The organism is Micromonospora sp. NBC_00389 (assembly GCF_036059255.1).
GTDB lineage: Bacteria > Actinomycetota > Actinomycetes > Mycobacteriales > Micromonosporaceae > Micromonospora.
The window spans coordinates 7,296,514-7,322,259 of sequence record NZ_CP107947.1; the positions used below are offsets into that span (position 1 = coordinate 7,296,514).

At 72.9% G+C, this 25,746-nt stretch carries 21 protein-coding genes and 1 pseudogene; 9 read left to right on the top strand and 13 right to left on the bottom strand.

Features of this window, described 5'->3' with window-relative positions; all coding sequences use genetic code 11:
* Positions 1-128: 128 nt before the first annotated feature.
* Positions 129-449, top strand: a complete 321-nt coding sequence (locus OG470_RS34425) for a hypothetical protein (protein ID WP_328418812.1) — start codon at positions 129-131, stop codon at positions 447-449.
* A complete protein-coding gene (locus OG470_RS34430; RefSeq protein ID WP_328418813.1) occupies positions 446-940 on the top strand; it encodes a hypothetical protein in 495 nt (164 codons plus the stop codon). The genes OG470_RS34425 and OG470_RS34430 overlap by 4 nt, the downstream gene beginning before the upstream one ends.
* Positions 941-980: 40 nt before the next feature.
* Here OG470_RS34430 and OG470_RS34435 read toward each other — a convergent pair whose 3' ends face one another.
* On the bottom strand, positions 981-5,213 hold the full coding sequence (locus tag OG470_RS34435; protein ID WP_328418814.1) for a CHAT domain-containing protein: 4,233 nt from the start codon (positions 5,211-5,213) through the stop codon (positions 981-983).
* A gap of 210 nt (positions 5,214-5,423) precedes the next feature.
* On the opposite strand from OG470_RS34435, the gene OG470_RS34440 reads away from it, so the two are divergent.
* Positions 5,424-6,296 carry an aldo/keto reductase gene (locus tag OG470_RS34440; RefSeq protein WP_328418815.1) on the top strand — a complete coding sequence of 291 codons (873 nt, stop codon included), beginning with the start codon at positions 5,424-5,426 and terminating at the stop codon, positions 6,294-6,296.
* Between the two features lie 69 nt (positions 6,297-6,365).
* On the opposite strand, the gene OG470_RS34445 is transcribed toward OG470_RS34440, so the two are convergent.
* The gene (locus OG470_RS34445; protein WP_328418816.1) at positions 6,366-7,163 is read right to left on the bottom strand and encodes an esterase/lipase family protein; all 798 of its coding nucleotides are present in this window, start codon (positions 7,161-7,163) and stop codon (positions 6,366-6,368) included.
* Positions 7,164-7,394: 231 nt separating this feature from the next.
* On the opposite strand from OG470_RS34445, the gene OG470_RS34450 reads away from it, so the two are divergent.
* Positions 7,395-8,750 (top strand): pentapeptide repeat-containing protein, encoded by a 1,356-nt coding sequence (locus OG470_RS34450; RefSeq protein ID WP_328418817.1) that lies wholly within the window; start codon positions 7,395-7,397, stop codon positions 8,748-8,750.
* Positions 8,751-8,827: 77 nt separating this feature from the next.
* Here the strand turns inward: OG470_RS34450 and OG470_RS34455 are convergent, their stop codons facing one another.
* Positions 8,828-9,409, bottom strand: a complete 582-nt coding sequence (locus OG470_RS34455; protein WP_328418818.1) for a TetR/AcrR family transcriptional regulator — start codon at positions 9,407-9,409, stop codon at positions 8,828-8,830.
* 216 nt (positions 9,410-9,625) lie between these two features.
* Between OG470_RS34455 and OG470_RS34460 the strand changes: the two genes are divergently transcribed.
* From OG470_RS34460 to OG470_RS34475, 4 genes are all read left to right on the top strand, one after another.
* On the top strand, positions 9,626-11,092 hold the full coding sequence (locus OG470_RS34460; protein WP_328418819.1) for an MFS transporter: 1,467 nt from the start codon (positions 9,626-9,628) through the stop codon (positions 11,090-11,092).
* 236 nt (positions 11,093-11,328) lie between these two features.
* A complete protein-coding gene (locus tag OG470_RS34465; RefSeq protein ID WP_328418820.1) occupies positions 11,329-11,772 on the top strand; it encodes a nitroreductase family deazaflavin-dependent oxidoreductase in 444 nt (147 codons plus the stop codon).
* Positions 11,773-11,909: 137 nt separating this feature from the next.
* Positions 11,910-12,317 carry a hypothetical protein gene (locus tag OG470_RS34470; RefSeq protein WP_328418821.1) on the top strand — a complete coding sequence of 136 codons (408 nt, stop codon included), beginning with the start codon at positions 11,910-11,912 and terminating at the stop codon, positions 12,315-12,317.
* Between the two features lie 59 nt (positions 12,318-12,376).
* Complete coding sequence (locus OG470_RS34475) at positions 12,377-12,805, top strand: ASCH domain-containing protein (protein ID WP_328418822.1); 429 nt, start codon at positions 12,377-12,379, stop codon at positions 12,803-12,805.
* Positions 12,806-12,839: 34 nt separating this feature from the next.
* On the opposite strand, the gene OG470_RS34480 is transcribed toward OG470_RS34475, so the two are convergent.
* The 6 genes and pseudogenes from OG470_RS34480 to OG470_RS34505 form a co-directional block, all read right to left on the bottom strand.
* On the bottom strand, positions 12,840-13,169 hold the full coding sequence (locus OG470_RS34480) for a hypothetical protein (RefSeq protein WP_328426778.1): 330 nt from the start codon (positions 13,167-13,169) through the stop codon (positions 12,840-12,842).
* Between the two features lie 71 nt (positions 13,170-13,240).
* Positions 13,241-13,552, bottom strand: coding sequence for a hypothetical protein (locus tag OG470_RS34485; RefSeq protein WP_328418823.1), 312 nt, complete (start codon positions 13,550-13,552; stop codon positions 13,241-13,243).
* Positions 13,553-13,624: 72 nt separating this feature from the next.
* Complete coding sequence (locus tag OG470_RS34490) at positions 13,625-14,071, bottom strand: hypothetical protein (RefSeq protein ID WP_328418824.1); 447 nt, start codon at positions 14,069-14,071, stop codon at positions 13,625-13,627.
* On the bottom strand, positions 14,061-14,240 hold the full coding sequence (locus OG470_RS34495) for a hypothetical protein (protein ID WP_328418825.1): 180 nt from the start codon (positions 14,238-14,240) through the stop codon (positions 14,061-14,063). The genes OG470_RS34490 and OG470_RS34495 overlap by 11 nt, the downstream gene beginning before the upstream one ends.
* Positions 14,241-14,389: 149 nt before the next feature.
* Entirely contained in the window at positions 14,390-14,653 is a 264-nt protein-coding gene (locus OG470_RS34500) for a DUF6244 family protein (protein WP_121657199.1), read from the bottom strand.
* A gap of 193 nt (positions 14,654-14,846) precedes the next feature.
* Positions 14,847-14,993 (bottom strand): annotated as a pseudogene (locus tag OG470_RS34505) (GntR family transcriptional regulator); the annotation flags it as partial.
* Positions 14,994-15,025: 32 nt separating this feature from the next.
* Here OG470_RS34505 and OG470_RS34510 point away from each other — a divergent pair.
* Positions 15,026-16,411: a M1 family metallopeptidase gene (locus tag OG470_RS34510; RefSeq protein WP_328426780.1), complete on the top strand. Its 1,386-nt coding sequence runs from the start codon at positions 15,026-15,028 to the stop codon at positions 16,409-16,411.
* Between the two features lie 722 nt (positions 16,412-17,133).
* Here OG470_RS34510 and OG470_RS34515 read toward each other — a convergent pair.
* From OG470_RS34515 to gltB, 4 genes are all read right to left on the bottom strand, one after another.
* Positions 17,134-17,676: a hypothetical protein gene (locus tag OG470_RS34515; RefSeq protein WP_328418826.1), complete on the bottom strand. Its 543-nt coding sequence runs from the start codon at positions 17,674-17,676 to the stop codon at positions 17,134-17,136.
* Positions 17,677-17,777: 101 nt separating this feature from the next.
* Positions 17,778-19,268: an MFS transporter gene (locus tag OG470_RS34520; RefSeq protein WP_328418827.1), complete on the bottom strand. Its 1,491-nt coding sequence runs from the start codon at positions 19,266-19,268 to the stop codon at positions 17,778-17,780.
* A 230-nt stretch (positions 19,269-19,498) separates the two neighbouring features.
* Positions 19,499-21,034 carry a glutamate synthase subunit beta gene (locus tag OG470_RS34525; RefSeq protein WP_328418828.1) on the bottom strand — a complete coding sequence of 512 codons (1,536 nt, stop codon included), beginning with the start codon at positions 21,032-21,034 and terminating at the stop codon, positions 19,499-19,501.
* The gene (gene gltB / locus OG470_RS34530; RefSeq protein ID WP_328418829.1) at positions 21,027-25,712 is read right to left on the bottom strand and encodes a glutamate synthase large subunit; all 4,686 of its coding nucleotides are present in this window, start codon (positions 25,710-25,712) and stop codon (positions 21,027-21,029) included. The genes OG470_RS34525 and gltB overlap by 8 nt, the downstream gene beginning before the upstream one ends.
* Positions 25,713-25,746: the final 34 nt, after the last annotated feature.

The following is a 25,746-nucleotide window of genomic DNA, read 5'->3' on the forward strand; positions in this document are numbered from 1 at the left end:
ACACGGGTGCTCGGGCTCGCCGCACGCCCCGAACGACCAGTCGCTGGCGGCACTCCGACACGTCGGCCGACCCGGCTGCCGGTACCGGCTACGGTGGACGGTCCGGGCGCGGGCAGGGGGAGGTCGGGATGCGCGACGACGAACCGGCGGCGGGCGTGCTGCCGTACGCCGAGGTCACCGACGAGGCGTACGCGGCGCAGACCGCGGCGAGTTTCACGGTGCGGGAGTTCGAGTTCGCCGTGCTGCTCAGCGGGCGGTGCCCGCGGTGCGACCACACGACCACCAGCACGGTGGTCGACGAGCTGTACCGGCGGGACACGCCGGCAGCGGCACAGGACCCCGGCTACCGGACGGTGCTCTGCGAGTGCGAGACCGACCACCCCGCGCGCCCCACCGGGCTGCGCGGCTGCGGCGCGTACTGGACGTTACGGCTGGAGGTCGAGGCGTGATCCGGCTCCACCCGGGGCCGCCCGCGACCGTCGCCGACCTGCACCGGGCGCAGCAGTTGGCCGGGCTGCTGCGCGGCGAGCTGGAGCGGGTCCGCGCCGCGGCGGTGGCCTGGCGCAACGGGCTCGGCGGGCTGCTGGTGGCACTGTTCGGGTTCAGTTTGATCCGGGGCCGCACCGACGTCACCACGCTCGCGTCGGGGTGGGGCGCGCTGGTGGGCATCCTGCTGCTCGCCGCGCTGGTGGCGGGCGTGGGCGGGGCGCTGGCGCTGCTGCGCGCGGCGCACGGACGGCTGGCGGTGACCCCGGTGGCGACGCTCCCACCGGCCCCGCTCGGCGACCATCTGGAGGCGATGGCGGCGGTCCGGTCGCTGCGGACCGGGGTGCGGCTGGTGCTGCTCTGCACCGCTCTGCTGGTCGCCGCGGTGGGGGTGACCTGGTACGCGCCCGCCAGCCAGGCACCGCCCGCCGCCGTCTCTGCGGGCCAGAGGTAAGGACGGCTCCGGGAGGGGCTCTTCCTGACGTCTGAGCTGGTCAGGGGCCCAGGTGGGCGTAGCTCGCCCAGGTGTCGGGCCGGTCGGGCAGGGCGGCGCGGAGCCGGCGGACGGCCTCGTGCAGAGCCACCGCCGCCCGGTCCGGGGCGATCCCGCCGGGCACCGCCAGGCCGGCGTACAGGTCGGCGCAGAGTCGCACGGTCAGCGCGTCCGAGATGGACCAGAGCGCGCCGATGACGTGCCGGAACCCGGCGAGCTGGAACGCGGTGCCGAGGGTGAGCGCCTCGTCGGGCAGGGCCGCTCCGCCGCGCACCGTCTCGCACGCGGACAGGACGGCCAGCGCGGCCGGGCTGCCCGCGGGCCGCCACAGGTCCCGCACGTGCAGCCGGCCGCCGGCCAGCGCGAGGCGACCCCAGGCCGGGGCGCCCAGATCCTGGGTGCCGTGACAGGACAGGTGGGCGATCGGCTGGCCGGGCAGCGCGGCGAGCACCGCCGCCGGGGTGGCCGCCGGGCCGAGCAGTGAGCGGACCCGCGGCAGGTGCCGGCGGACGATCTCCACCTCCTGATCGACGCCGGGCAGGTCGGACAGGCCGGGGGTCTGCGGCATGCCGACGACCAGCGCCGAGTCGACCGGCTCGGGCCGGGCCGGGACGCCGCGCCGGGCGTGCGCCAGCGCCCGCAGCGACGCGGTGTACGACGAGACCACCCGGTCCAGCACCCCGTCACCACCGTCGAGGGGGCCGGCCGCGTGCAACGGCAGCAGGGTGAGCAGCCCGGTCGGGCACCACCACAGTCGTGGCCAGTCCGCCCCGGCCTCCGGTACGGGTCCGTCCGGGTCGGCGGCCGCCGAGTCGGACTGTGCCGGGACGGGGGTGGCCGCGTCGAGCACCGGTGCGGCGACGACCCCCCACAGCCAGTCCAGCGTCTGGCCGACCTCGGTCCGTGCCGCCGCCCGGCGGCGCTGCACCGCCGGCTCCGGGCCGTCCGGCGTCGCCGCCCCGGTGAGCACCGCGATCGCGGTCAGGAAACCGGCCGTCCGGGCGAGCAGGTCGGCCAGGGTCAGCCCGGGCAGCGGCACCACGGTGACCTGACCGTCGGCGACCACCAGTGCGTCGCAGCGCCGGCTGGCGACGTTGACCAGCACCACCGGGCCACCGACAGCGGCCCGGGCCAGGGCGGCGAACGGCGGCGGGCGGAGGAAGTCGGCGAAGGCGGGTTGGTCGCGGATCACGGCGAGCAGGTCGCGGCGGCGCATGGCGAGGTCGTACCGCTGCTCCGGGGTCGGCCCAGCCCCGACCGTCGACGCCGAACCCTCGGCGGACGCCACGCCACTCCCCCACCCGGCCGGCGACAGCACCCCACCCGGGGGCACCGCGTCGACCGACGACACCGGGCCGGCCGACACACGGCTGCTCGGACCGTCGATGCCGGCGGGCGGCAGCGCGGTGAAGCCGTCGAGGGCGGCCTGAAGGTCAACGAGGCGGGCCGCCAGCCGTGGGGCCCGCGTGCGCAGCGCGGCCAGGTCGGCGCTCGCGTCGTGTGCCCGGGTCAGCAGGACGCCGCGGCCGTACTCCAGCAGCTCGACGGCGCGTTCCGGGCGGTCGAGGTCGATGGCGACCGCCGCCGCGTCGCTGGCCAGCCCGGGGAACAGCCCGAGCAGGCGGGTTTGGTCGTCGGAGTCCATGCCGTGCCAGGCCACCAGGTCGATCAGCTCGATCGCGGTGGCGTACCCGTCGAGCGCGGCCGGCAGGTCGCCGGCCGCCGCGGCGTGTTCCGCGTACCGGCTGGCGGCACTCGCCCGGAGCAGCGACGGCGCGGACTCCACCGCTGCGGCGGCGTGGAGCGCGGCGGTCGCCTCGGCCAGTACGGCCGAATCATCGGCGGCAGCAGGGACGGCGACAGCAGAGTCGGCCACGGCGGCGGCGCCGGGGCCGGTCACCGGGTCGTCGGCGGAGGACGCGACCGCCTCCAGGGCGGTGGCCAGGTTGCTCAGGCACATGGTGCGGGCGGGATGCTCGGCCGGCAACTCCTCGACCGCTCCCCGGTAGGCCGCGAGCATGGCGGTGGCGTCCGCGTCGTCCCGGCCGGCCTGGTAGCGCAGCACCAGCGCGTTACCGAGGTTGGTGAGGACCCGGTACCGCTCCCCGTCGACCGATGGCGGGCGCTCGCTCAGCTGCTGCAGCAGCCGGATCGCCTCGTCCAGGGCGGTCGGGTTGTCGTGCAGACGGTGTCGCAGCAGGTGGGCCAGGGCGAGGGTGGCGAGCGCCTGGACGTACTCGGCCGGCTCGGCCTCCCGCTCGGCCAGCTCCGCCGCCTCGCGGAGCGCGGTCACCGCGGCCTCGGAGTCTCGGGCGACGCCGGCCGCGACCTGGTCGGCGGGCTCGCCACCGGCGGGCAGCGCGCCGTCCAGGGCGAGCTCCACCCGGCGGTTCAACGCGGAGCCGTAGTTGGTCAACGCCGGCAGCCGGTCGGGGTGCCCGGGCGGCGCGATCTCGGTCACCTGCGCCAGCACCTGGATCGCCTCGGTCAGGGTGGCCAGGTCCTGGGTGGAGGCGAACATGGCCTGCAACACCAGGCCCAGGTTCGAGCGGTACCGGGGCAGCAGGACGGCGTCCGGCGCGACGGCGGCGACCGCGGCCCGCAGCGCCACGGCGGCCGGCTCCAGCAGCGCCGGTTCCCCCGCCAGGTCGGACAGCTCGCGCAGGGTGTTGCCCAGGTTGTTGAGCACCTGATGGTGCAGCGGGTCGGTACGGGGAACCAGCGACTCCGCCTCGGTGAGCGCCTCCCGGGCGGCCCGCAGCGCGGTCACCCCGCCCAGGTCGGCGTACCCCCGGCCCAGCGCGTAGCCGAGATCGGCGAGGCGGCGGGCCCGCTGACCCGGTTCCCTGGCGACGGTGACCGCGTCGCGCAGCAGCCGCACCGCCTCGGTGATGTCCTCGGTCCGCCGCCGCTGCTCGTACCGGCTCACCAGCAGGCCGCCCACCGCACGCCGGATCTCGGCCGGATCCAAGCCGCCGTGTGGCGAGCCGGAACCGGCGGCCGCCCGGTACGCCTCGATCGCCGCGTCGAGGTCGTCCGGGGCGGCGTCGGCCTGGTGCCGCTCGGCGAGCAGGGTGGCCAGGCCGGCCTGTGCGGTGCCGGCCAGGTCCGGTTCGAGCCCGCCGAACCCGGTCAGCGCCACCCGGTACGCCTCGATCCCGGCATCCCGGTCGGCCGGAGCCTGGTCACGCAGGAACCGTTCGGCGAGCGCGGTGCCGTGCAGCGCGGCGACCCGGGGATCGCCGCCGGCTCGGGCCGCGGCGAACGCGTCGACCGCCTCGTCGAGGTCGGCCGGTCGGCTCCGCAGCCGCCACCGGTCCCGCAGCCGCTGCCCGAGGTTGGCCCGCGCCATGGCACGCACCGACGGGCTGACGCCGGCGGCCCGGGCGGCGTCGCGCAGCAGCGTGATCGACTCGTCCAGGTCCGCCGGCGCGCCGTCGACCTCGTACCGGTCGCCGAGCACGTTGCCGAGGTTGAACAGCCGGGTCGGACGTTCCGGGTCACCGGCCGGGGTGGACTCCAGGCTCTCCCGGTGCGCCTCGATGGCGGGCGGCAGGGCACTCCGCCGGCCGAGGTGCCGGAACTGGTCGCGGTGCACCTTGCCGAGGGCGGACAGGTAGTGCAGCCGCTCCGGCTCGCCCGCTGGCGTGCCGTCCACCGCTCGTTGCAGCAGCGCCGCCGCCCGGTCGGCGACCCGGTAGTCGCGGTTGGTCTCCGCGCCGCCCATCAGCATGACGGCTTCGAGGAACAGCGCGCCGGCCTCGCCGGAGGCCGACCCGGCCGTACGCCCGCTGCGACCGGGACCGGCGCCCCGGTCGGAACGGGTCGGCGCGGACGTCGGCCCGCCGGGGCCGCGCTGGTCGGGGACCCGGCCGGTGTCCGACGGCGGTCGGTGCGCATGCAGCAGCGCCAGCAGCGACGGCGGTACCAGCTGCGGGGCGATGCGCAGCAGGATCTCGGTGAGCGTGACCGCCCGGCCGAGATCGTCGGCGTCCTCACCGGGCGGCAGCAGTTGGTAGCGGTACCAGTGCAGACAGGCGAGCAGGAAGAGGCCATCGACGACCGACTCCGACAGCGACCCGTCGGGGGGCGTGGAGGTCACCAGCTCCTTGACCGCCTCGGCGTCGCGCATCGCCCCGGAGTCGAGCACCGCGCGAGCGTCCCTGGTCGTGCCGAAGCGGTCCAGCCGCGCCCGCAGCCGATCCACCGGGTCCGACCTGAACCGTCGCCACATCGTGCCTCCCCCGACCGGCCACACCGATTGGGATCAGGCGTAGCAGACCGGACACGGTGGGCGCTAGCGGTAAGGCGACGCGGATCCGGTCGTGCCGTGTCGCCGCACACAGTCGGCCGACACCCGGTATGACGGTCGGATTCCGGGGGATGATCACCTGGTGGTGGAGGTTTCCATCCCGCCGCGACGACAACGATTGGGGATCCGCGTATGGCGACCGACATCAGCAAGCAGCCCGCGAAGGCTTCCGGCACGTACCGGATCGGGGGCGACGTCACCGTGAACCGGCTCGGCTACGGGGCCATGCAGATCACCGGGCCGGGCGTCTGGGGAGACCCGAAGGACCCGGCCGAGGCGCTCCGGGTGCTGCGCCGGGCGGTGGAGCTGGGCGTGACCTTCATCGACACCGCCGACTCGTACGGCCCGTTCGTCTCCGAGCTGCTGATCCGCGAGGCCCTGCACCCGTACGCCGATGATCTGGTCATCGCGACCAAGGGTGGGTTCACCCGGGCCGGGCCGGGCGACTGGCGCGTGGTGGGCCGCCCGGAGTACCTGCGCCAGCAGTGCGAGCTGAGCCTGCGTCACCTCGGCCTGGACACCATCCCGCTCTACCAGCTGCACCGGATCGACCCGCAGGTGCCACTCGCCGACCAGCTGGGCGAGCTGGCGCTGTTGCAGCAGGAGGGCAAGATCCAGCACATCGGACTGTCCGAGGTGAGCGTCGCGCAGATCGAGGAGTCCCGCGCGATCACCACGATCGCGTCGGTGCAGAACCTGTACAACCTCGCGAACCGCAGCGCCGAGGACGTGCTGGAGTACTGCGAGCGCAACGACATCGCGTTCATCCCGTGGTTCCCGATCGCCACCGGTGAGCTGGCCCGCCCGGGCGGCCCGCTGGACGCTATCTCCTCCGCGCACGGCGCGACGCCCGCGCAGCTCGCGCTGGCCTGGCTGCTGCGCCGGTCGCCGGTGATGCTGCCGATCCCCGGTACGTCCTCGGTGGCGCACCTGGAGGAGAACGTGGCCGCGGGCGACGTGCGGCTCACCGATGACGAGTTCGAGGCGCTGGCCAAGGCGAGCTGAAAACCCGACCGACGCCGGTGGCGTGCGGCGCGCGGGTGGTCCCGGCCGGGGCCACCCGCGCGGACCGGGTCAGAGCGCGAGGCAGTTGGGTCGCACCGGGCCGTCGGCCAGGGCGCCGCGCACGATGGTGTACGAGGTGCCGTCGAGCACCAACCCGAGGTGCCCGACCACCCGCACCGGGCAGTACGCCTGGATCAGCACGTTGGTCGCGCCGTCGTTAACGGCGGCGTTCCCGGTCGGCCGGACCAGCTCGTCCTGCAGCGTGCGAATGGTGGTGTAGCGCACCGCGCCCGGGGTGTCGTCGCCGGCGTTGAGGTCGGCGAGGAAGGCCGAGCCGATGGTCATCTGCTGGCAGGCCACGACGCCGGCGCAGCTGCCGAGGCCCAAGAACGCCAGGATGTTCGCCACGTAGGTGCCGTACTGCGGCGAGCCGAGGCTGACGTACCGGCCGACGTTGGCGGTGCCGCCGAGCCGCTTGAGGTAGTAGCGGGCGACCAAGCCACCCTCGGAGTGACCCACGACGTCCACGGTGGCCGCGCCGGTGCTGGCGCGCACCTGGCCGACGTAGGTGGCGAACGCCCGGGCGGAGGTGGGGATGTCGCCGAAGCCCAGCCCGGGGAGTTGGTAGATGAAGGTCCGGTAGCCGTCGGCGCGCAGTCGGGCGGCGATCGGCTCGTACGCGACGGCGACGCCGGTGAGCCCGCCGACCACGATGACGGGGTTGGCCGCCGCGGCGGCGGCAACCGGGGCGGCCGCGGGTGCGGCGGGTGCGGCGGGTTCAGCGGGGGCGGCGGTGGCCGTGGCGGTGGTGGCAAGCAGGGCGGCGGTGGCGAGGGCCAGGACGAGGGCGGTCTTTCGGAGCAGCATGGCTGCACCTCCGGGGGGAGGCACCCGGCGAGCCGGGCAGGTGGGTGGGGGTGTCCGATCGACCGTGCGACGATGATGCGCGCAACAATTTGGAAACGTCAATGACTTGTTACGCGCCGGTAACCCGTTGTTCCGGCGAGGGCGCAAACCGGCAAATCGGCGAACTCCACATCGGACGCCCGGCCGGCCGCGCGTACCCCGGCTCGGAACGGCGGATGGCATGCTGTGGCCGTGGCCGCCGACGAACCCACCGAGCGCCAGTTGCGGGTGATGCCGTGGTGGCTGGTCCTGGTCGGCCTGCTCCTCGCTGCCGCCCTGGGCTGGCTGGTGCTGGACCTGCTGCTCACCGAGGCTGACCGGGCCACCCAGCCGGACACCCGCGCCACGCTGCGCATCGACGCGATCCGCACCGGCCTGACCGTGGTCGCCGGCACCGGTGGCGGGCTGGCGCTCCTGCTGGCCGCCCGCCGGCAGTGGATCACCGAACGCGCCCAGCGGCACCAGGAGAGCGTCGCCGCCCGGGACCAGGCCCACCGGGACCGGGTGCAGGCGCACGCCGAGTCGGCGGCCGAGGTCGCGCAGCGGCACCAGGACCGGCAGTCCGGAGCGGCCGAGCACGACGCCGCCGAGCGCCGGCTGACCGAGCTCTACACCCGCGCTGTCGAGCTGCTCGGCAACGACAGCGCCGCGGTACGCCTCGGCGGGCTGCACGCGCTGGAACGCCTCGGCCAGGACAATCCGGCGCAGCGGCCGACGATCGCGGCGGTGCTCTGCGCGTACCTGCGCATGCCGGCGCCGGACGACGAGCCGCGCGAGACGGAGGTCCGACGCACCGCGCAGCGGGTGCTCACCCGGCACCTGCGCGCGGACGGCCCGGCCCACTGGCCGGAGATCACGCTTGATCTGACCGGGGCCCGACTGGTCGATTTCGACGCCGCCGGCTGCACGCTGGTCGACGCGGACTTCACCGGGGCGGTGTTCACCGGTGTCACCAGCTTCGCCGGCGCGACCGCCCGGGGGCGGCTCCGCCTCGGGGCGACCTTCGGCGACGTCACCTTCGACGACCTCACCGCCGAGGCGGAGGTGGTCCTGGACGACGCCCGCTTCGACGGTCAAGCCAGCTTCGACCGGGCCGTTTTCACCGCCGGCCTGTCCTGTCGGCGGTGCCGCTTCGCCGGCCCGACGTCATTTCACCGGGCGACCTTCCACCAGCCGACCAGCTTCGACGCGACCCGCTTCGGCGACGGGAGCAGGTTCCGGCAGGCCACGTTCCTCGGCGGCCTGTCCATGGAGCACACCGAGTTCGCCGGGTACGCGGGGTTCCGCTCGGTCCGTTTCGCGGACATGGCCCTCTTCCGGTGGACCGTGTTCGCGGCCGACGCGTGCTTCGAGCAGGCGCGTTTCGAGGGGGCGGCGAACTTCGGCCGGGCCCGGTTCCACGGCGCGGGCAGGTTCGACGGCGCCCAGTTCGGCCAGCCGCCGCAGGTCGACCAGGCGCGGGCGGCGGCCGGCGGCGGACACGCCTGGCCCGCCGGGACGACGGTCGAACGGCTCGACGACGAGTGGCTACTGCTCGTCGACCACTGACGCCGGCACGATGGCGCACCGAGCGTCGCCGATCAGCTCGACACGTCGCCGGTCAGCCCGCCAGCGCGGCGGATGAGTCAGTGGGCGGCGGGCGCGGGCCGCAGGCCGTCGAGGGCCACGCCAAGCACCCGGTCGCGCTGCTCGGTCGACGGGAACTGGGCCATGGTGAGGCCGCTGATCAGCCGCACCACGTCGTCGAAGCCGACGTCCTCGCGGACCGTCCCGGCCGCCTGGGCACGGTGCATCATCGGCTCGCCGGCGGCGTAGATCTCTGTCCGACAGCTCCGGAAGACCTCGGAGTCGCGCAGCAGTTCCTCGGCGAGCGCCCGCTTGGTGGCCACGTACGCGACGAACCGGTGCAGCCAGGCCACGAGGGCGTCCCACGGGGGCAGTTCGGCCAGGTCCTCGGCGGACCGGCAGAGTGTCCGGACCTCCTCGACGTAGACGGCCTCGAACAGCTCCTGGCGGTTGGCGAAGTTCCGGTAGAGGGTGCCGATGCCGACGCCGGCTCGGCGGGCCACGTCCTCCAGCGATGCGGACGCGCCGTTTTCGGCGAACGCCTCGCGGGCAGCGGCCACCAGCGCGTCGTAGTTGCGCCGCGCGTCAGCCCGCTTGGGCCGCCGGGCGAAGACCTCGGGCACCTGCCCCGCGCTGGTCATGACGTGCGTCACCTCACCTTGGTTGCATCCGGAGGGAACCCTCCGCTAGCTTAGTGGAGGCACCCCTCCGGAATCCCGGAGGCATACCTCCGGTTAGCTTACCTCGGGACCGCCCGATCCGCCTGGCCACCCGATCGCCCGGACCCGACAGCCTGCCCGCCGCGCACGACGGGCGTCAAAACCTCCTTCCGTACGCCAATCAGGGAGTTTCCTTTCGTGGCAGTGACCTCCCGACGCGGCTCGCGTCGGCTCACCTTCTCCGTGCTGGCCGCCGGCGCCGGGTTCTTCGCGATGCTCCAGTCGCTGATCACCCCGGTGCTGCCGACCATCCAGCACGATCTGCACACCTCCCAGAACACCGTGACCTGGGTACTGACCGCCTACCTGCTGTCGGCGTCGATCTTCACGCCGATCCTCGGCCGGGTCGGCGACATGGTCGGCAAGGAGCGGATGCTGGTCGTCTCGCTCGCCGCGCTCGCCATCGGCTGTCTGCTGGCCGCCATCGCGCCGAACATCAGCGTGCTCATCATCGCCCGGGTCGTGCAGGGTGTCGGCGGGGCGGTATTCCCGCTGTCGTTCGGCATCATCCGTGACGAGTTCCCCGCCGCGCGGGTCTCCTCCGCCGTCGCCGCCATCTCGGCGATCGTCGCCGCCGGCGGTGGCCTGGGCGTCGTCCTCGCGGGCCCGATCGTGGCCGCACTGGACTACCGGTGGCTGTTCTGGATCCCGATGGTCGTGGTGGGGCTGACCGCCGTCGCCGCCCACCTGTTCGTGCCCGAGTCGCCGGTGCGTACCCCCGGGCGGATCGACTGGCGGGCCACCCTGCTGCTCTCCGGCTGGCTGGTCGCACTGCTGCTGCCGATCAGCCAGGGCGCTGCCTGGGGCTGGACCTCCGGCCGGGTGCTCGGCCTGCTGGCGCTCGCCGTGGTGCTGCTGGTCGGCTGGCTGGTCGCCGAGGTTCGGTCGACCAACCCGTTGATCGACATGCGGATGATGCGGCTGCCCGGCGTCTGGACCACCAACCTGGTCGCCCTGCTCTACGGCGCGTCGATGTTCTCCGTGTACGCGTTCCTCCCGCAGTTCGTGCAGACCCCGACGGCCGCGGGCTACGGCTTCGGCGCCACCATCAGCCAGGCCGGCCTGCTCATGCTGCCGATGCTGGTCGCGATGTTCATCGCCGGCCTGGTCGCCGGCCGGCTCCAGGCGGTCTTCAGCGCGAAGGCGCAGCTCGCCACCGGTGCCGCGTTCAACGTGGCCGCCTCGGCGATGCTGGCCCTCGCGCACGACACCCGCTGGGAGGTCGCCATCGCCGGTGGCCTGGTCGGCCTCGGCATCGGCCTGGCCTTCGCCTCGATGGCCAACCTGATCGTGGGCAGCGTGCCCGCCAGCCAGACCGGCGTGGCGACCGGCATGAACGCCAACATCCGCACCATCGGCGGCGCGATCGGCGCCGCCGTGGTCAGCGGCGTGATCACCGCCCACCCGCAGGCCAACGGCCTGCCCCGGGAGGCCGGCTTCACGATGGGCTTTCTGGTCCTCACCGCGATCGCCCTGGCCGCCGCGCTCGCGGCCCTGGCCGTCCCGTCCGCCCGGCGGGCGACGTCCGGTCGCCGGCCGTCCACCGCGACGATCGTCGAGTCGGAGCTAGCCGGCGAGTTCGCCACCATGCCGTCGACCCGCTGAACCGCACCGGCCCCCGGGTCGGAACGGGGCAGGCAGCTCATGCTGCCTGCCCCGTTTCCGACCGCGACGACCTGCACGCGCAACACTGTCGATATTCACGGATGTGAGCCGTGACGCCTACGACGCGGTCTGAGGTCAGAGGGCTGCTGTCACTGCCCCGCCCCGCGCTCAGCCGCCCTTCGCGGGGCCACCCCGACACTCCCTGGACGGCTACGCTCCGCCGAGGAGGTGGTCCCGTGACCGCGGCTGAGCAGGACGAGACGATCGAGGACAGCCCTGTCGGCTGGGTCGCCAGCCACATCCGGCGCTACGTGGAGACCGACGGCGCCGACGGCGGTAAATACCACGGGTACCCGGCACTGCTGCTCACCACGCGGGGCCGCCGGTCCGGGAGGCTGCACCGGACCGCGCTGATCTACGGCCGTGACGGCGACAGCTATCTGCTGGCGGCGTCGGCCGGCGGCGCGGCGAAGCACCCCGCCTGGTACCTGAATCTGAACGCCGACCCCGCGGTGGAGATCCAGGTCGACGCCGAGCGGTTCACCGGACGCGCCCGCACCGCGACAGCCGAGGAACGCGCCCGGCTGTGGCCCGTGATGACGGCGGTCTTCCCGACGTACGCCCGCTATCAAAAGGACACCGACCGCGAGATCCCCGTGGTCATCGTCGAACGCGTCTGACGCCGGTCATCCGCACGGCCTCCTGAGGCCGATCTGGACGGTGATGACGACGCCCTCGCGACAGGGGTCGATACAAGAGCGTCGATGAGCGCTATGGTGACCGCAGGTAAGCACCCACTCCGACAAGGAGAACGACTGTGCGCCGCATCGCAACCACCATCGCACTGCTCGGGCTGTCGCTGTTCGTGTTGCTTGCGCCGACGCCGGCGAGCGCGGCGAGCACCGTCGATGTCACGTCGGCGACTCTGGTCGCGCGAGGCGTCGCCGTGGACCTCACCCTTACCGTGACATGCCAAAACGGCATGTCCGGCGGCTCGGAGCTGATCCTCAGGCAGCGGTCGGGCGACCGGGTGGCGTATGGGTCGGGCTGGGCGCCTGTCTCCTGCACGGGCGAGCCTCAGGCTGTGACGGGACGGGTGTTTGCGGAGGCGGGCGGCTTCGCCTTCAACAAGGGCGTGGCGCTGGCCACCGGATCCTTCGAACTGTGTGCCCAGGAAAACTGTGAGTTCCTGCAGTTCGACGAAACGATCCGCGTGACTCGCTGAGCTTGTCGGCAGGTGACCCGGGGCCACCTCTGCGGACCGGCCGGGGAAGCATGTACGGCATGAAACTCGATGATCTGCCATTGGTGGAGTTCGCGTTCCCCGGGCCGCTACGGGATCAACTGGTGGCCGCGATCCTGTCCGGCGCGAAGACCACGACCTCTGGCCTGCTGCTCGGATACGAGCGCGAGAACGAGCCGTTGCCCCGGGTCGGCCAGCGAATGGCGGTGGTGGACTCGCAGGAACGGCGGGTCGCGGCGATCGAGGTGACCGAGGTGCGGGTGGTCCGGCTCGCGGACGTGGACCTTCAGCACGCCCTCGACGAGGGTGAGGGTGATGAGTCAGTGGCGCAGTGGCGGGCCGGTCACGAGAGGTTCTGGCACAGTGCGGAGGTTCGGGCGGAGCTGGGCGACCCTGGTTTCACCGTGAACGACGACACGTTGGTGCTGACCAAGCGCTTCCGGCTGGTGCACCCCGCCGGAGACGAGTGATTCCTCTCGACGGCTCGCGCCGAGAGTCAGTCACCTAGGCGGGGAAGCGGATGACCGGCAGGTCACCGCCATCGCCGTACGCTTTTCCCTCGCCGGTCAGCACGCACGCGTCGTGCTCCAGCACCGCCATCACGGCGGCAGCGAGATCGACCCGGCCGGTGACGGTCCGCCAGTAGGCCAACTCCTGCCAGTCCTCGCCCCACGTCGGCAGCACTGCGCACGCGGGACGTTCCAGCAGCCGGTGGAGTACCGCCCTGTCACCCGGATCGTCCACCACCGCCAGGACCTCGGCGGCGACCACGGCCGGCACACCGAACCGCACGCCGTCCTGGGCGATCTCGTGAATGGGTTCGGCAACGTCCATCGAGCCGGCGAGGTAGGCCAGTAGCGCGGACCGATCCAGCACCAGCCTGACCGGAGGCGTCTCCGGGCCGATCACGCCGCCGGCGCCTGGCTGTCGGAACCGTCGAACAACTCCCCTGCCGCACGGCGAGACCGGTCGCGCAGCGCGGCGCGACGGCCAGGCGACCACTCCTGCTCGACCTGGGCGCGTTGAGCCCTGGCCCGAGCTCGTCCTTCCGCAGTGACGGTCATGCCACGTCGGGCCAACTCGGCGTCCAGATCCTCGGCACGCATTCGGGCACGAATCGCGTCGACGACGTAAGCGCTGGCGTTGGGCTCACGCTCCAAGCGCTCCGCGACGTCCTGCGGAAGCGAGAAGGATTTCTTGCTGACGGACCCGGTCATACTGAGGATGGTATCGAATCGCACCACCGATCGACAGTGACACGCTCAGCCTTAGGCCGTCTGGTTCAGACGTCACTCCGCCGCCTCCATCGCGGCCCAGATCTCGTCGAGGTAGTCCCACCAACGCTGGTCATCGAGCCGGAAGCTGGTGAGCAGGAATCCACCGACCACGAAGGTGTTACCCACGACATCAGCGCGCGCGGTCGAAGTGGCAGTGACATCACCGCCGGCCGCTGCCGACAAGAGGCTGGCCAGGTCTTCACGAGGACCGAGTTCAACCCAAGAAGACTCGCTCGCAATGATCTTGTCGGCCAGTCCCGACAGTTCGGCCTCGGTCGCGCCATTGCGGAACACGTCGTTGACGATGAAGCCGACGACGAAGACGGCATAGCGCACGGCCCTCTGCGCCTCGTCCTCATTCAGGCCGGCAAGCGCCGATGCGAGACGGTCGCCATCCTTCGCAATCACGGCACGGTACGCCTCCCGAACCGCCTCCTCCACACGCTCATCAACCCGCATCGCCGTTCCTCCGCTTCTGGCGCCTGTCCCACCATGTCGTAACCGTGTCGACAGTGGATCCTGCGATCACGAGTGCAACACCCACGATTTTGTTCGGTGCCACCAACACACCAAGCATGCCGCTGGTCAGCCCAACCCCTTGCGGTGAGTAGGCGACGATCGTGTCCACTCGACGCTCCCATCGAGGCGCTTCAGACTCCCGCTCACGCGGTTGCAGGGCGTCCGGAGAAGGACGAGCAGGCCGGCCCGCCGCCGGCTCCGGCCGCGGAATCGCAGGCCGCACGGGTGGATGGCGGGTTGTGCTACCACCACCCGTGGTCAGTTTCCCAGCGCGCGGACCTTCGCGATCGTCTCCTGGACGTGCTGTTTGGCCGGGTCGCCGCCCTGGGACGCCTGCGCGAGAGCCTGACGGTACGCGTCGATCATGCCGATCAGCGGGCCGGCGGCCACACCCTCCAGCGCGCCGGCGACCAGCGCCCGCGCTTCGGCGGCGTCCTGCGCTGCCGCTGCGGTCTTGGCCTTCGCCTCGTCCAGCTTCTGCGAGGCCGCCGCCAACCTCGCGATGATCTGTGCTGCGCTCACGCGCATCCTCCCCGTGGTCGACCATCGCCTCCACCACCGCACCGGCGGAGACCACAAGGGAGCGTACGAGATCCGCGCACCCTCCGCGACCGCCCGCTCGCTCACTCGTGAGCCCGAGAGCAGTGAATCTTGGAAGGTTTCGGCCCCTCAGAGGGGCAGTTTCCTTCCGAGATTCAAACGGAGTCGAGTGCGATCAGCGCTCGGCGACGTATACGCCGACGCCAGGCACGCCGACAACGAGCCCCTCAGCCTTCAGGGTGAGCATCGCGTTGCGCACGACGATCGCGGAGACGCCGTGAATCTGGCAGAGCTGGGTCGTCGACGGCAGCTTGTCGCCGGGTCACGGTCGCGCCGCAACCCGGCGCGCCCGGCCTGGGCGACAGCTACTTCCCCGACTACGGCAACGGCGGCTACGACGTCTCGCACTACGACGTCCGGCTGCGCTACGACCCGGCCACCGACCGGCTCACCGGCACCACCACCATCCTCGCCACCGCCACCCAGGACCTCTCCCGGTTCAACCTGGACTTCCTGCTCGGCGTCGAGTCGGTGCGGGTCAACGGCTGGGCAGCGAGCACCAGCACCGCGGGCGCGCACGAGCTGGTGGTCACCCCGGCTCGCACGGTGACCCGGGGCCAGCAGCTCACCATCGTGGTGCGCTACGACGGCATCCCGTCGGAGACCCTGGTCAACGGCTACACCGGCTGGACGCGTACCGACGACGGGGCGCTGGCGGTCAACGAGCCGGAGTCGGCGTGGTGGTGGTTCCCGAGCAACGACCACCCGTTGGACAAGGCCACCTTCGACATCTCCGTGTCGGTGCCCACCGGCGTCGAGGTGATCAGCAACGGCGTGCAGCCACGGCCGCCGCTGGCCGAGGCCGGCAACCGCACCCGGTGGATCTGGCGGACCACCTCCCCCACCGCCACCTACCTGGCATTCATGGCCATCGGCCAGTACGACATCGTCACCGACACCACGCCGAGTGGCCAGCCGGTGATCAACGCGTACAGCACCTCGCTCGGCGAGCTCGGGCCGGCCGCGCGGGCCAGCATCGAGCGCACCGCCGAGATCGTCGACTGGGAGAGCAGGATCTTCGGCCCGTACCCGTTCGAGGCGCAGGGCGGCGTGGCCGGGCCGGTGGACGGCATCGGCTTCGCGCTGGAGACGCAGACCCGACCGGTGTACGGCCCGGGCTTCTGGCGGCGCGGCGCCAACACGTACGTGGTGGCGCACGAACTCGCGCACCAGTGGTTCGGCGACTCTGTCTCGGTGGCCGACTGGCGCAACATCTGGCTCAACGAGGGCTTCGCCTCGTATGCCGAATGGCTCTGGTCGGAGGAGCAGGGCGAGGGCACCGCCCAGGAGGTGTTCGACTTCACCTATGCCAGCTACCCGGCCGACTCCGAGTTCTGGCAGGTGCTGCCGGGTGACCCGGGCGCCGGTCGGGTCTTCGACAACGCCGTCTACGACCGGGGCGCCATGACGCTGCACCAGCTGCGGCTGGCGGTCGGCGACGACGCGTTCTTCGAGATCCTGCCTGCCTGGACCGCAGAGCACCGGTACGGCAACGGCACCATCGCGCAGTTCCAGGCCCTGGCCGAGCGGATCTCCGGGCTGGACCTGGACGATCTCTTCACCACCTGGCTGTTCACCGCCGGCCGGCCCGACGTGGCCTCGGCCGCGCGCAAGGCGGCCCCGCCGGCCGAACCGAAGTCCTGGGCCAAGATCCGTGAGGCCCACGAACTGATGCACTGAGTTCCGACATCGGCTGGGAGGCCCGCCGCCCACGCGCGGCGGGCCTCCCCGAACCGCACAGCGTGCCTGTCGAGCTGCCGCAATAACGGGGCACCCCCCGTCCGCCCGCGCGGCGTTCCTCCCGGCAGCCCCGGCCACCTCGCTGCGCTGGCACAGCGGGTCCAACCCACCCCCCTACACGCCTGTCGAGCTGCCCCAAAAATGGGGCACTCCCGCGCCTGCCGGCACCAGCACCGCACCGGCAACTGCACCGGTCTCTTGCGATGGCCCGGACCGGCGACGCGGACGCCGTCCCATCGCCTTTGATTGACACGGTGCGATCGCTGGCGGACTGGCGGCGGATGGTGCCGGTGGATGGCGGGCGGCGTCCCATCGCGTTCATGCGCGGCGATCGTCGGTCCAGATATGGGGCAGCTCGACAGGCACGACCCGAGCCGGGCCGGGCCGGGCCGACCCCAGCCAACCCCAGCCGACCGAGCCGGGCCGGGCCGAGCCGAGCCGAGCCGAGCCCAGCCGAGCCCACCGGGCCGGGCCGAGCCCAGCCGGGCCGAGCCGAGCCGAGCCGAGCCGAGCCCAGCCGAGCCGAGCCGAGCCCAGCCGTGCCGAGCCGAGCCCAGCCGTGCCGAGCCCGTGCCCGCTCCGGTGCAGCCGCCCTCAGGAATGTGACGACACGAGCGCAGACAGCGGCGGCGCAGGCTAAACAGGCCAGGCGCTCGCTGGATTCAGGACGCCTGCCCCGGTGAGGCGGGCAGCGGCACCGGGGCGGCACCGGCCGTCTCGGCCGTTCTCGCCTCGATGGCGCGGATGTGCCGGTAGGCGAACCAGAGCGGCGGGAACGCACCGACCGCGAAGGAAAGGTCGATCAGCGTCCAGAACCAGGGGATGTCTCGGATCGGGCCGCAGATCAGCGCCAGCGGGATGATCCCCGCGCAGGCGATCATGCCGACCTGCACCACCCAGACGTTGCGCACCGGGTCGCGCAGCGGCCCCCAGAACGCCACCGCCAGCACCAGGTGGGCGAAGGCCAGCCAGTCGGTGCCATAGAGCAGGAAGGGGTAGTCCTCGCCGGCCGTCACGAGCCCGGTGTGGACGCGCTCGATCCAGTCGACCAGCGCCGGCAGTTGGCCGGCGAGCGGGTCCAGCGCGCGCAGCAGCCAGCGCACCTCGATCTCCAGCGGGAACGCGGTCACACCGCTCAGGAAGAGCCCGATCAGCACGATCCACAGCCACCGGCGGGTCCGCCGCAGCCGCTCCTCGATGTCCATGATCGGAGCGTAACGATGATCTTCGTATCATTCGGTCCCGTCGGCCGCCCGCCGGGGGTGACCGCTGTCTCAGGGGCAGCGACGCCCGCGAGCCGGGCCGGTCAGCACAGGCTGGCGCACCCGGCGGCGTGCCGGACGTCCCGAGGCGGCTGCGCCGGTCGACTCGGAGCGGGCGACGATGCGCAGACGGGGCACTCCCAGGCGGCCAGCCGGATCGACCGACCCCGGCTCGCCGGCACCGGACGTGGCGTCGACCGGACGCCACCGAGCGCCCCGGCGGGCCGGACGATGCGGGCCGCCGTCCGCGCCACCTGCCGTACCGGACGCCGCAGCGGCGGCGCGACCAGCACCTGGGCGACCCGTCCGGGCAGTCGGCGACCGCGCTGCCGGTCCAGGGCCACCGCCGCCGCCGTCGTGGCGATCGCCGCGACGGATCCGGCCAGGACGAGTGTCTGCCGGGGTCCGGCGTGTTCGGCGAGCCAGCCGAGCAGCGGCGCGCCGACCGCGGCGGAGACCGAGCCGGTCACCGCCAACGCGGCGAGTACCCGGCCGCGCATCGCAGCGTCGGTGTCGAGTTGGGCGCGGGTGCCGACGGTGGTGTCGATGACCACGGCGGCGGCGGCGATCGGCAGGATCACGGCGGCGAAGCTCCAGGTTCCCGGAGCGAGGCCGGCGATGATCTGCAGCCCGCTGGCCAGCAGGCCCGCGGCGACCAGCGTCCGGTAGCCCAGGGTGCGCCTGCGGGCCGCGACGAGCGCGCCCACCACCGTCCCGACCGCGAAGACGGTCGACAGGAACCCGTAGCCGGACGCCCCGGCGGCGAGCGGCCCGTCGCTCATCGCGGCCATCGTCACCTGGTAGTTGCGGCCGAGGCTGCCGAGCACGAAAGAGAGGGCGAGCGCGAGGAGCAGCACCGGCTGCCGGCGCAGGTAGGCGAACCCGGCCCGTGCGCCGCCCCGGTGGCTCGAACCACCGTCCGGCACCGCCTCCGGCTGATCCTGCAGGCTCGCCGGGCGTACGGCGAACAGCGCCACCACCACGGCGGCGAAGCTCGCCGCGTTGATGCCAAAGAGCAGCGCGGGGCCGACGGCGGCCACCACGACGGCGCCGAGGCTCATGCCGAGGATGCGGCCGGCGGAGTTGGTGAGCGAGCCGAGCGCCAGCGCGTTGCCGAGCGTCTCCCGGTCCACCAGCGTGGATGCCCAGCGCCCCATCACCGGGCCCTCGATCGCCGAGACGGCGCCGGTGCACAGGGAGATTGCGAAGATCACCGGCAGGCCGCCGACGCCGGTCAGGGCGACCGCTGCCAACCCCGCGGCCAGTGCGGCGTGGGCCACCTGGGCGGTGATCAGCAGCGGACGGGCGGGGAGCCGGTCGGCCAGCACACCGCCCCAGACGCTGAGCAGCAGCGTGGGCGCCGCCTGGAGCAGCACGGCAAAGCCCATGGACGTCGCGGAGCCGGTCTCCTTCAGCACGTACCAGTTGACACCGAGTACCTGCATCCACGTCCCGATGACGGAGACGAAGCCGGCGAAGGCCCAGATCCGGTAGTTGCGGTGGCGCAGCGCGGCGAAGGTGGCACCCTTGGCCACGACGAATCTCCCGAACGATCGACGGCATGATCATCGCGCCCACTCAGGCGCGGTTCAGCAGCCGGCAAGTCTTGCCGACTTAAACCGATTTGACTACATCTGTGAGCGGTCTCACCGGCCCCACCACGCGTCGGACACCGAACTGGGACAGCCGGCCGGCGGGCAGCAAGCTGCCCTGCCGGCCGGACATCCCAGTCGGTTCAGTGGAGCCGCCGGCTAACGCCCCCGGATCAGCGCGCGGCGAGCGGCTGCGCGGCCGGTGCGACCGGGGCCGGCAGCGCCCCGGCACCGCCGAGGTAGCCGTGGATGGCGGCGGCCGCCGCACGCCCCTCGGCGATGGCCCAGACGATCAGGGAGGCGCCCCGGTGCATGTCACCGGCGACGAACACCCCGTCGGCGTCGGCCTGCCAGTCGTCCCGGGCGTCGATGGCGCCCCGATGGTTACGGGTCACCCCGAACTGGGCCAACAGCGGCTGCTCCTCGGTGCCCTCGAAGCCGATCGCCAGCAGCACCAGGTCCGCCGGTAGCTCCCGCTCGGAGCCCGGCACCGCGGTCACCACCCGTCGGCCGTCGCGCTTCTCCACGGTCACCTCGGCGATCCGCACCGCCCGCACCTGGCCGGTGCCGTCGTCCACGAACTCCTGCACCGCCACGGCGAAGACCCGCTCGCCGCCCTCCTCGTGCGCCGGGTAGCTGCGCAGAACCCACGGCCACGTCGGCCACGGGTCCCGCGCCTCGTCGCGCTCCTGCGGCGGCTGCGGGTACAGGTCGAGCTGGTACACGCCAGCGGCGCCCTGCCGGTGCGCGACGCCGAGGCAGTCGGCCGCGGTGTCACCACCGCCGATGATCACCACGTGCTTACCGGCCGCGTCGATCGGGGTGCTGTCGGGCAGCACCGCGACGGACGGCCGGCTCTCGCCGGTGGCGGCGACGTCGGGCTGGCCGGCGGCCGCGGCGGCGACCGCGCGGTTCGCGGCGACCAGGTGCGACATGGCCTGGTGTACGCCGCGCAGCGCCCGGCCCGGGGTCTCCGGGGTGTCCCGGCCCTGCAACGCGCCGCAGGCCAGCAGCACCGCGTCATGTTCTGCGCGCAACTGCTCGGCGGTGACGTCCACCCCGACGTTCACGCCGGTGCGGAAGCGCACCCCCTCGGCGGTCAGCTGGGCCAGCCGGGCGTCGATGTGCCGCTTCTCCAGCTTGAAGTCGGGGATGCCGTACCGGAGCAGACCACCGATCGCGTCGTCGCGCTCGTACACCGTCACCGCGTGACCGGCGCGGGCCAACTGCTGGGCGGCGGCCAGGCCGGCGGGCCCGGAACCGACCACGGCGACCGACCGTCCGGACGGCGCCGGCAACGGGCGGGGTGTGAACCCGCGCGCCGCCGCGGCGTCGGCGATCTCCACCTCGACCTGCTTGATGGTCACCGGCTGGCCGCCGGCGATGCCCAGCACGCAGGCCGCTTCGCAGGGCGCCGGGCAGAGCCGGCCGGTGAACTCCGGGAAGTTGTTGGTGGCGTGCAGCGACTCCACCGCGGCGTCCCAGTTGCCGGTACGGACCAGGTCGTTCCAGTCCGGGATCCGGTTGCCCAGTGGGCAGCCGTCGTGGCAGAACGGGATGCCGCAGTCCATGCACCGGGTGGCCTGCTCGCGGACCAGTTCCTCGCCGGCGGGCGGGTACACCTCACGCCAGTCGCTGATCCGCACCGGCACCGGGCGGCGGGCCGGCAGTCGCCGGTCGTAGCGCAGGAAACCGTTCGGGTCAGGCACGTGCCACCTCCTGGGCAGCCGCCCGCGGGGCGGACGGCACCGGCGCGGCCGAGGGCACACTCAGTGCACTCATCACCGCGTCGTCGACATCGCGGCCGGCGGCTTCGGCGGCCCGCATGATCTCCAGCACCCGGCGGTAGTCGCGGGGCACCACTGCGGTGAACTCGGCCACCGCCTCCGGCCAGCGCTTGAGCAACTCCTCGGCGACCGCCGACCCGGTCTCGGCCACGTGTCGCTGGACCAGCTCGTGCAGCAGCGTCTGCTCCTGCTCACCCAGCGGCGCCAGGTCGACCAGCTCCGCGTTGACCCGGGCCCGGTCCAGCTGGTGCACGAACGCCGTGCCACCGGACATCCCGGCGGCGAAGTTGCGGCCGGTCGCGCCGAGCACCACCACCGTTCCGCCGGTCATGTACTCGCATCCGTGGTCGCCGACACCCTCGACCACAGCGACCGCGCCCGAGTTGCGCACCGCGAACCGCTCCCCCACCCGGCCGCGCAGGAAGACCTCACCGCCGGTGGCGCCGTACAGGATGGTGTTGCCGGCGATGATCTGGTCCTCGGCCCGATGGCCCGGCTCGGCGTCGTTGTCGAGGAACGGGGCGGCCGCGTCCGGACGGACGATGATCCGCCCGCCGGAGAGGCCCTTGCCCACGTAGTCGTTGGCGTCGCCGTGCAGCCGCAGGGTCACCCCGCGCGGCAGGAACGCGCCGAACGACTGCCCGGCGGTGCCGTGCAGCACGAACTCGATGGTGTCGTCGGGCAGGCCGGCGCCGCCGTAGCGGCGGGTCACCTCGCCGCCGAGCATCGCGCCGACGCTGCGGTGCTCGTTGCGCACCGCCACCTCGACCCGCACCGGCGCGCCATCGGACAGCGCCGGACGGGCGAGCGCGATCAGCTCGTTGTCCAGGGCGTGCTCAAGGCCGTGGTCCTGAGCGCGCACGCCACGCCGGGCGGCGCCGGCGGGCAGCTCCGGCAGGTGCAGGACGGGCGCCAGGTCCAGCCCGTGCGCCTTCCAGTGCGTCACCGCCGAGGCCACGTCGAGCAGCTCTGTCTGCCCGATCGCCTCCTCGATCGACCGGAAGCCCAGCTCGGCCAGGTACCCGCGGACCTCCTCGGCGAGGAACAGGAAGAAGTTCTCCACGAACTCGGGAGTGCCGGTGAACCGCTCCCGCAGCGCCGGGTTCTGGGTGGCGATGCCGACCGGACAGGTGTCCAGGTGGCAGACCCGCATCATCACGCAGCCGGCGACGATCAGCGGCGCGGTGGCGAAGCCGAACTCCTCCGCGCCGAGCAGCGCCGCGATCAGCACGTCCCGGCCGGTCTTGAGCTGGCCGTCGACCTGCACGGTGACCCGGTCGCGCAACTTGTTGAGCAGCAGCGTCTGCTGCGCCTCGGCCAGGCCCAGCTCCCACGGGGTGCCGGCGTGCTTGAGCGAGTTCAGCGGTGACGCGCCCGTGCCGCCGTCGTGGCCGGAGATCAGGATGACGTCGGCCTTGAGCTTGGCGACACCGGCAGCGACGGTGCCCACGCCGACCTCGCTGACCAGCTTGACGTGCACCCGGGCGGCCGGGTTGACGCACTTCAGATCGTGCACCAGCTGGGCGAGGTCCTCGATGGAGTAGATGTCGTGGTGCGGCGGCGGGGAGATCAGGCCGACGCCCGGGGTGGCGTGCCGGGTCCGGGCGATCCACGGCCAGACCTTGTTGCCGGGGAGCTGACCGCCCTCACCCGGCTTGGCGCCCTGGGCCATCTTGATCTGGATGTCGTCGGCGTTGACCAGGTATTCGCTGGTGACGCCGAACCGGCCGCTGGCGATCTGCTTGACCGCGGAGCGGCGGGCCGGGTCGTGCAGCCGATCGACGTCCTCGCCGCCCTCACCGGTGTTGGACTTGCCGCCGAGCCGGTTCATGGCGATGGCGAGCGTCTCGTGCGCCTCGGCGGAGATCGACCCGTACGACATGGCGCCGGTGGCGAACCTCTTGACGATCTCGGTGGCCGGCTCGACCTCCTCGATCGGCACCGCCGGGCGGACCCCGGTACGCAGGGTGAACAGCCCGCGCAGCGAGCCGGCCTGCGCGGCGAGCGCGTCGACCTTCGCCGTGTACTGCCGGAAGACGTCGTACTGCCGGCTGCGGGTGGCGTGCTGGAGCAGGAAGACCGTCTCCGGGTTGAACAGGTGCAGCTCACCCTCGCGGCGCCACTGGTACTCGCCGCCGACCTCCAGCCGGTCGGAGGTCGGGGTGCCGGCCGGCGGCCAGGCCAGCGCGTGCCGGGCGGCCACCTCGGTGTGGACGCCGGCGAGCCCCACCCCGCCGATCCGGCTGGGGGTGCCTCGGAAGTAGCGCTCGACCAGCCGCTTGTCCAGCCCGACCGCCTCGAAGACCTGCGCACCGCAGTACGACGAGACCGTCGAGATGCCCATCTTCGACATGATCTTCAGGACGCCCTTGCCGAGCGCCTTGGCGAAGTTGCGCACCGCCGCGGCGGGCTCGACGCCGACCAGCGTGCCCGTGGAGATCATGTCCTCCACCGACTCGAAGGCCAGGTACGGGTTGACCGCCGCCGCGCCGTAGCCGATCAGCACCGCCGCGTGGTGCACCTCGCGGCAGTCGCCCGACTCCACGATCAGCGCCGCCTGCGTGCGGGTCTGCTCGCGGACCAGGTGCTGGTGCACGGCGGCGGTGAGCAGCAACGACGGGATCGGCGCCAGGTCGGCGTTGGAGTCCCGGTCGGAGAGCACCAGGATGCGGACGCCGTCCTCGATGGCCTCGGAGACGTGCCGGCAGATCTCGGTCAGCCGCGCCTTGATGCCGGCAGCGCCATCCCGGATGCGGTACAGCCCGGAGACCCGGACCGCCTTGAAGCCCGGCAGGTCGCCGTCCTCGTCGATGGAGAGGATCTTCGCCAGCTCGTCGTTGTCGATCACCGGGTGCGGCAGCACGATCTGCCGGCAGCTCGCCGCGCCCGGGTCGAGCAGGTTGCCCTCCGGCCCGATGGTCGACGCCAGGCTGGTGACCAGCTCCTCCCGGATGGCGTCCAGCGGTGGGTTGGTGACCTGGGCGAAGAGCTGGTGGAAGTAGTCGTAGAGCAGCCGTGGCCGGGTGGACAGCGGCGAGATCGGGGTGTCCGTGCCCATCGAGCCGAGCGGCTCGGCGCCGGTACGGGCCATCGGCGCGAGCAGGATCTTCAGCTCCTCCTCGCTGTAGCCGAAGGTCTGCTGGCGGCGGCGGACCGAGTCGTGCGTGTAGACGATGTGCTTGCGGGCAGGCAGGTCGTCCAGCTCGATCAGCCCGGCGTGCAGCCACTCGCCGTACGGCTGCGCGGCGGCCAACTCGGACTTGATCTCCTCGTCGTGCACGATCCGGCCGGCGACGGTGTCGACCAGGAACATCTTCCCCGGCTGGAGCCGCCCCTTGGCGACCACCCGGGCCGGGTCGAGGTCCAGCACGCCCGCCTCGGAGCCGAGCACCACAAGCCCGTCGTCGGTCTGCCACCAGCGCCCCGGGCGCAGCCCGTTACGGTCCAGCACCGCGCCGACGATCTCGCCGTCGGTGAAGGCCACCGACGCCGGCCCGTCCCAGGGCTCCATGAGGCTGGCGTGGAAGCGGTAGAAGGCCCGCTTGTCCGGCTGCATGCCGGGATCGTTCTCCCACGCCTCGGGGATCATCATGAGCACCGCGTGCGGCAGACTCCGCCCGGCCAGGTGCAGCAGCTCCAGGACCTCGTCGAAGTTCGCCGAGTCGGAGGCGCCGGGGGTGCAGACCGGGAAGACCCGCCGGAGGTTGCCCGGCACGTTCGGCGAGCGCAGCAGCGCTTCGCGGGCCTGCATCCAGTTGCGGTTGCCGCGGATCGTGTTGATCTCGCCGTTGTGGGCGATGAACCGGTACGGGTGCGCCAGCGGCCAGGAGGGGAACGTGTTGGTGGAGAACCGCGAGTGCACCAGCGCGATCGCGCTGTCCACCCGCTCGTCGCGCAGGTCCGGGTAGAACGCCGGCAGCTGGTCGGGGGTGAGCATGCCCTTGTAGACCATGGTCCGGCTGGACAGCGACGGGAAGTACGCCGGCACGCCCCGCTCGGCGGTCTCCCGCTCGGCCTGCTTGCGCAGGCAGAAGGCCACCCGGTCCAGCTCGACGCCGCGCAGCGCGGAACCGGCCGGCCCGGCAGGCGAGTCGGTGAGCCGGTGCGCGGCCAGGAAGATCTGCCGCACCCGGGGCATCGCCGCCAGGGCGGTCTCGCCGAGCCCGGTCGGATCGATCGGCACGTCCCGCCAGCCGAGCAGGTCGGCCCCTTCGACCAGCGCGTACTTCTCGACCACCCGACGGGCGCGGGCCTCGGCGCCGTCGTCGTCGGGCAGGAAGACCAGGCCGGTGGCGTACTCGCCGGCCGGGGGCAGCGCGACGCCGGCCACCGCACGCAGGAACGCGTCCGGGACCTGGATCATGATGCCCGCGCCGTCGCCGGTGTTGGGCTCCGCGCCACGAGCACCGCGATGGTCCAGCCGGCAGAGCGCGCCGAGCCCGTTGGCGACGACCGAGTGCGAACGCCGGCCGTACAGGTCCGCCACGAAGGCAACCCCGCAGGCGTCGTGCTCCTGCGCCGGGTCGTAGAGGCCCTGGGCGGGTGGCCGGGGGCCGGGCATCGGGGACGCCTGCGGGCTGTGCGGGTACGGAAAGGCCACCGGGCCTCCTGTCGTCACTCAGGTTGGATCATGG

Bases quoted from the DNA above. Each gene is read 5' to 3' on its own strand.
- OG470_RS34475 (WP_328418822.1), top strand. From the start codon at position 12,377: ATGAAACTCGATGATCTGCCATTGGTGGAGTTCGCGTTCCCCGGGCCG.
- OG470_RS34485 (WP_328418823.1), bottom strand. From the start codon at position 13,552: ATGACCGGGTCCGTCAGCAAGAAATCCTTCTCGCTTCCGCAGGACGTC.
- OG470_RS34440 (WP_328418815.1), top strand. From the start codon at position 5,424: ATGGCGACCGACATCAGCAAGCAGCCCGCGAAGGCTTCCGGCACGTAC.
- OG470_RS34445 (WP_328418816.1), bottom strand. From the start codon at position 7,163: ATGCTGCTCCGAAAGACCGCCCTCGTCCTGGCCCTCGCCACCGCCGCC.
- OG470_RS34515 (WP_328418826.1), bottom strand. From the start codon at position 17,676: ATGGACATCGAGGAGCGGCTGCGGCGGACCCGCCGGTGGCTGTGGATC.
- OG470_RS34425 (WP_328418812.1), top strand. From the start codon at position 129: ATGCGCGACGACGAACCGGCGGCGGGCGTGCTGCCGTACGCCGAGGTC.
- OG470_RS34480 (WP_328426778.1), bottom strand. From the start codon at position 13,169: ATGGACGTTGCCGAACCCATTCACGAGATCGCCCAGGACGGCGTGCGG.
- OG470_RS34455 (WP_328418818.1), bottom strand. From the start codon at position 9,409: ATGACCAGCGCGGGGCAGGTGCCCGAGGTCTTCGCCCGGCGGCCCAAG.
- OG470_RS34435 (WP_328418814.1), bottom strand. From the start codon at position 5,213: ATGTGGCGACGGTTCAGGTCGGACCCGGTGGATCGGCTGCGGGCGCGG.
- OG470_RS34490 (WP_328418824.1), bottom strand. From the start codon at position 14,071: ATGCGGGTTGATGAGCGTGTGGAGGAGGCGGTTCGGGAGGCGTACCGT.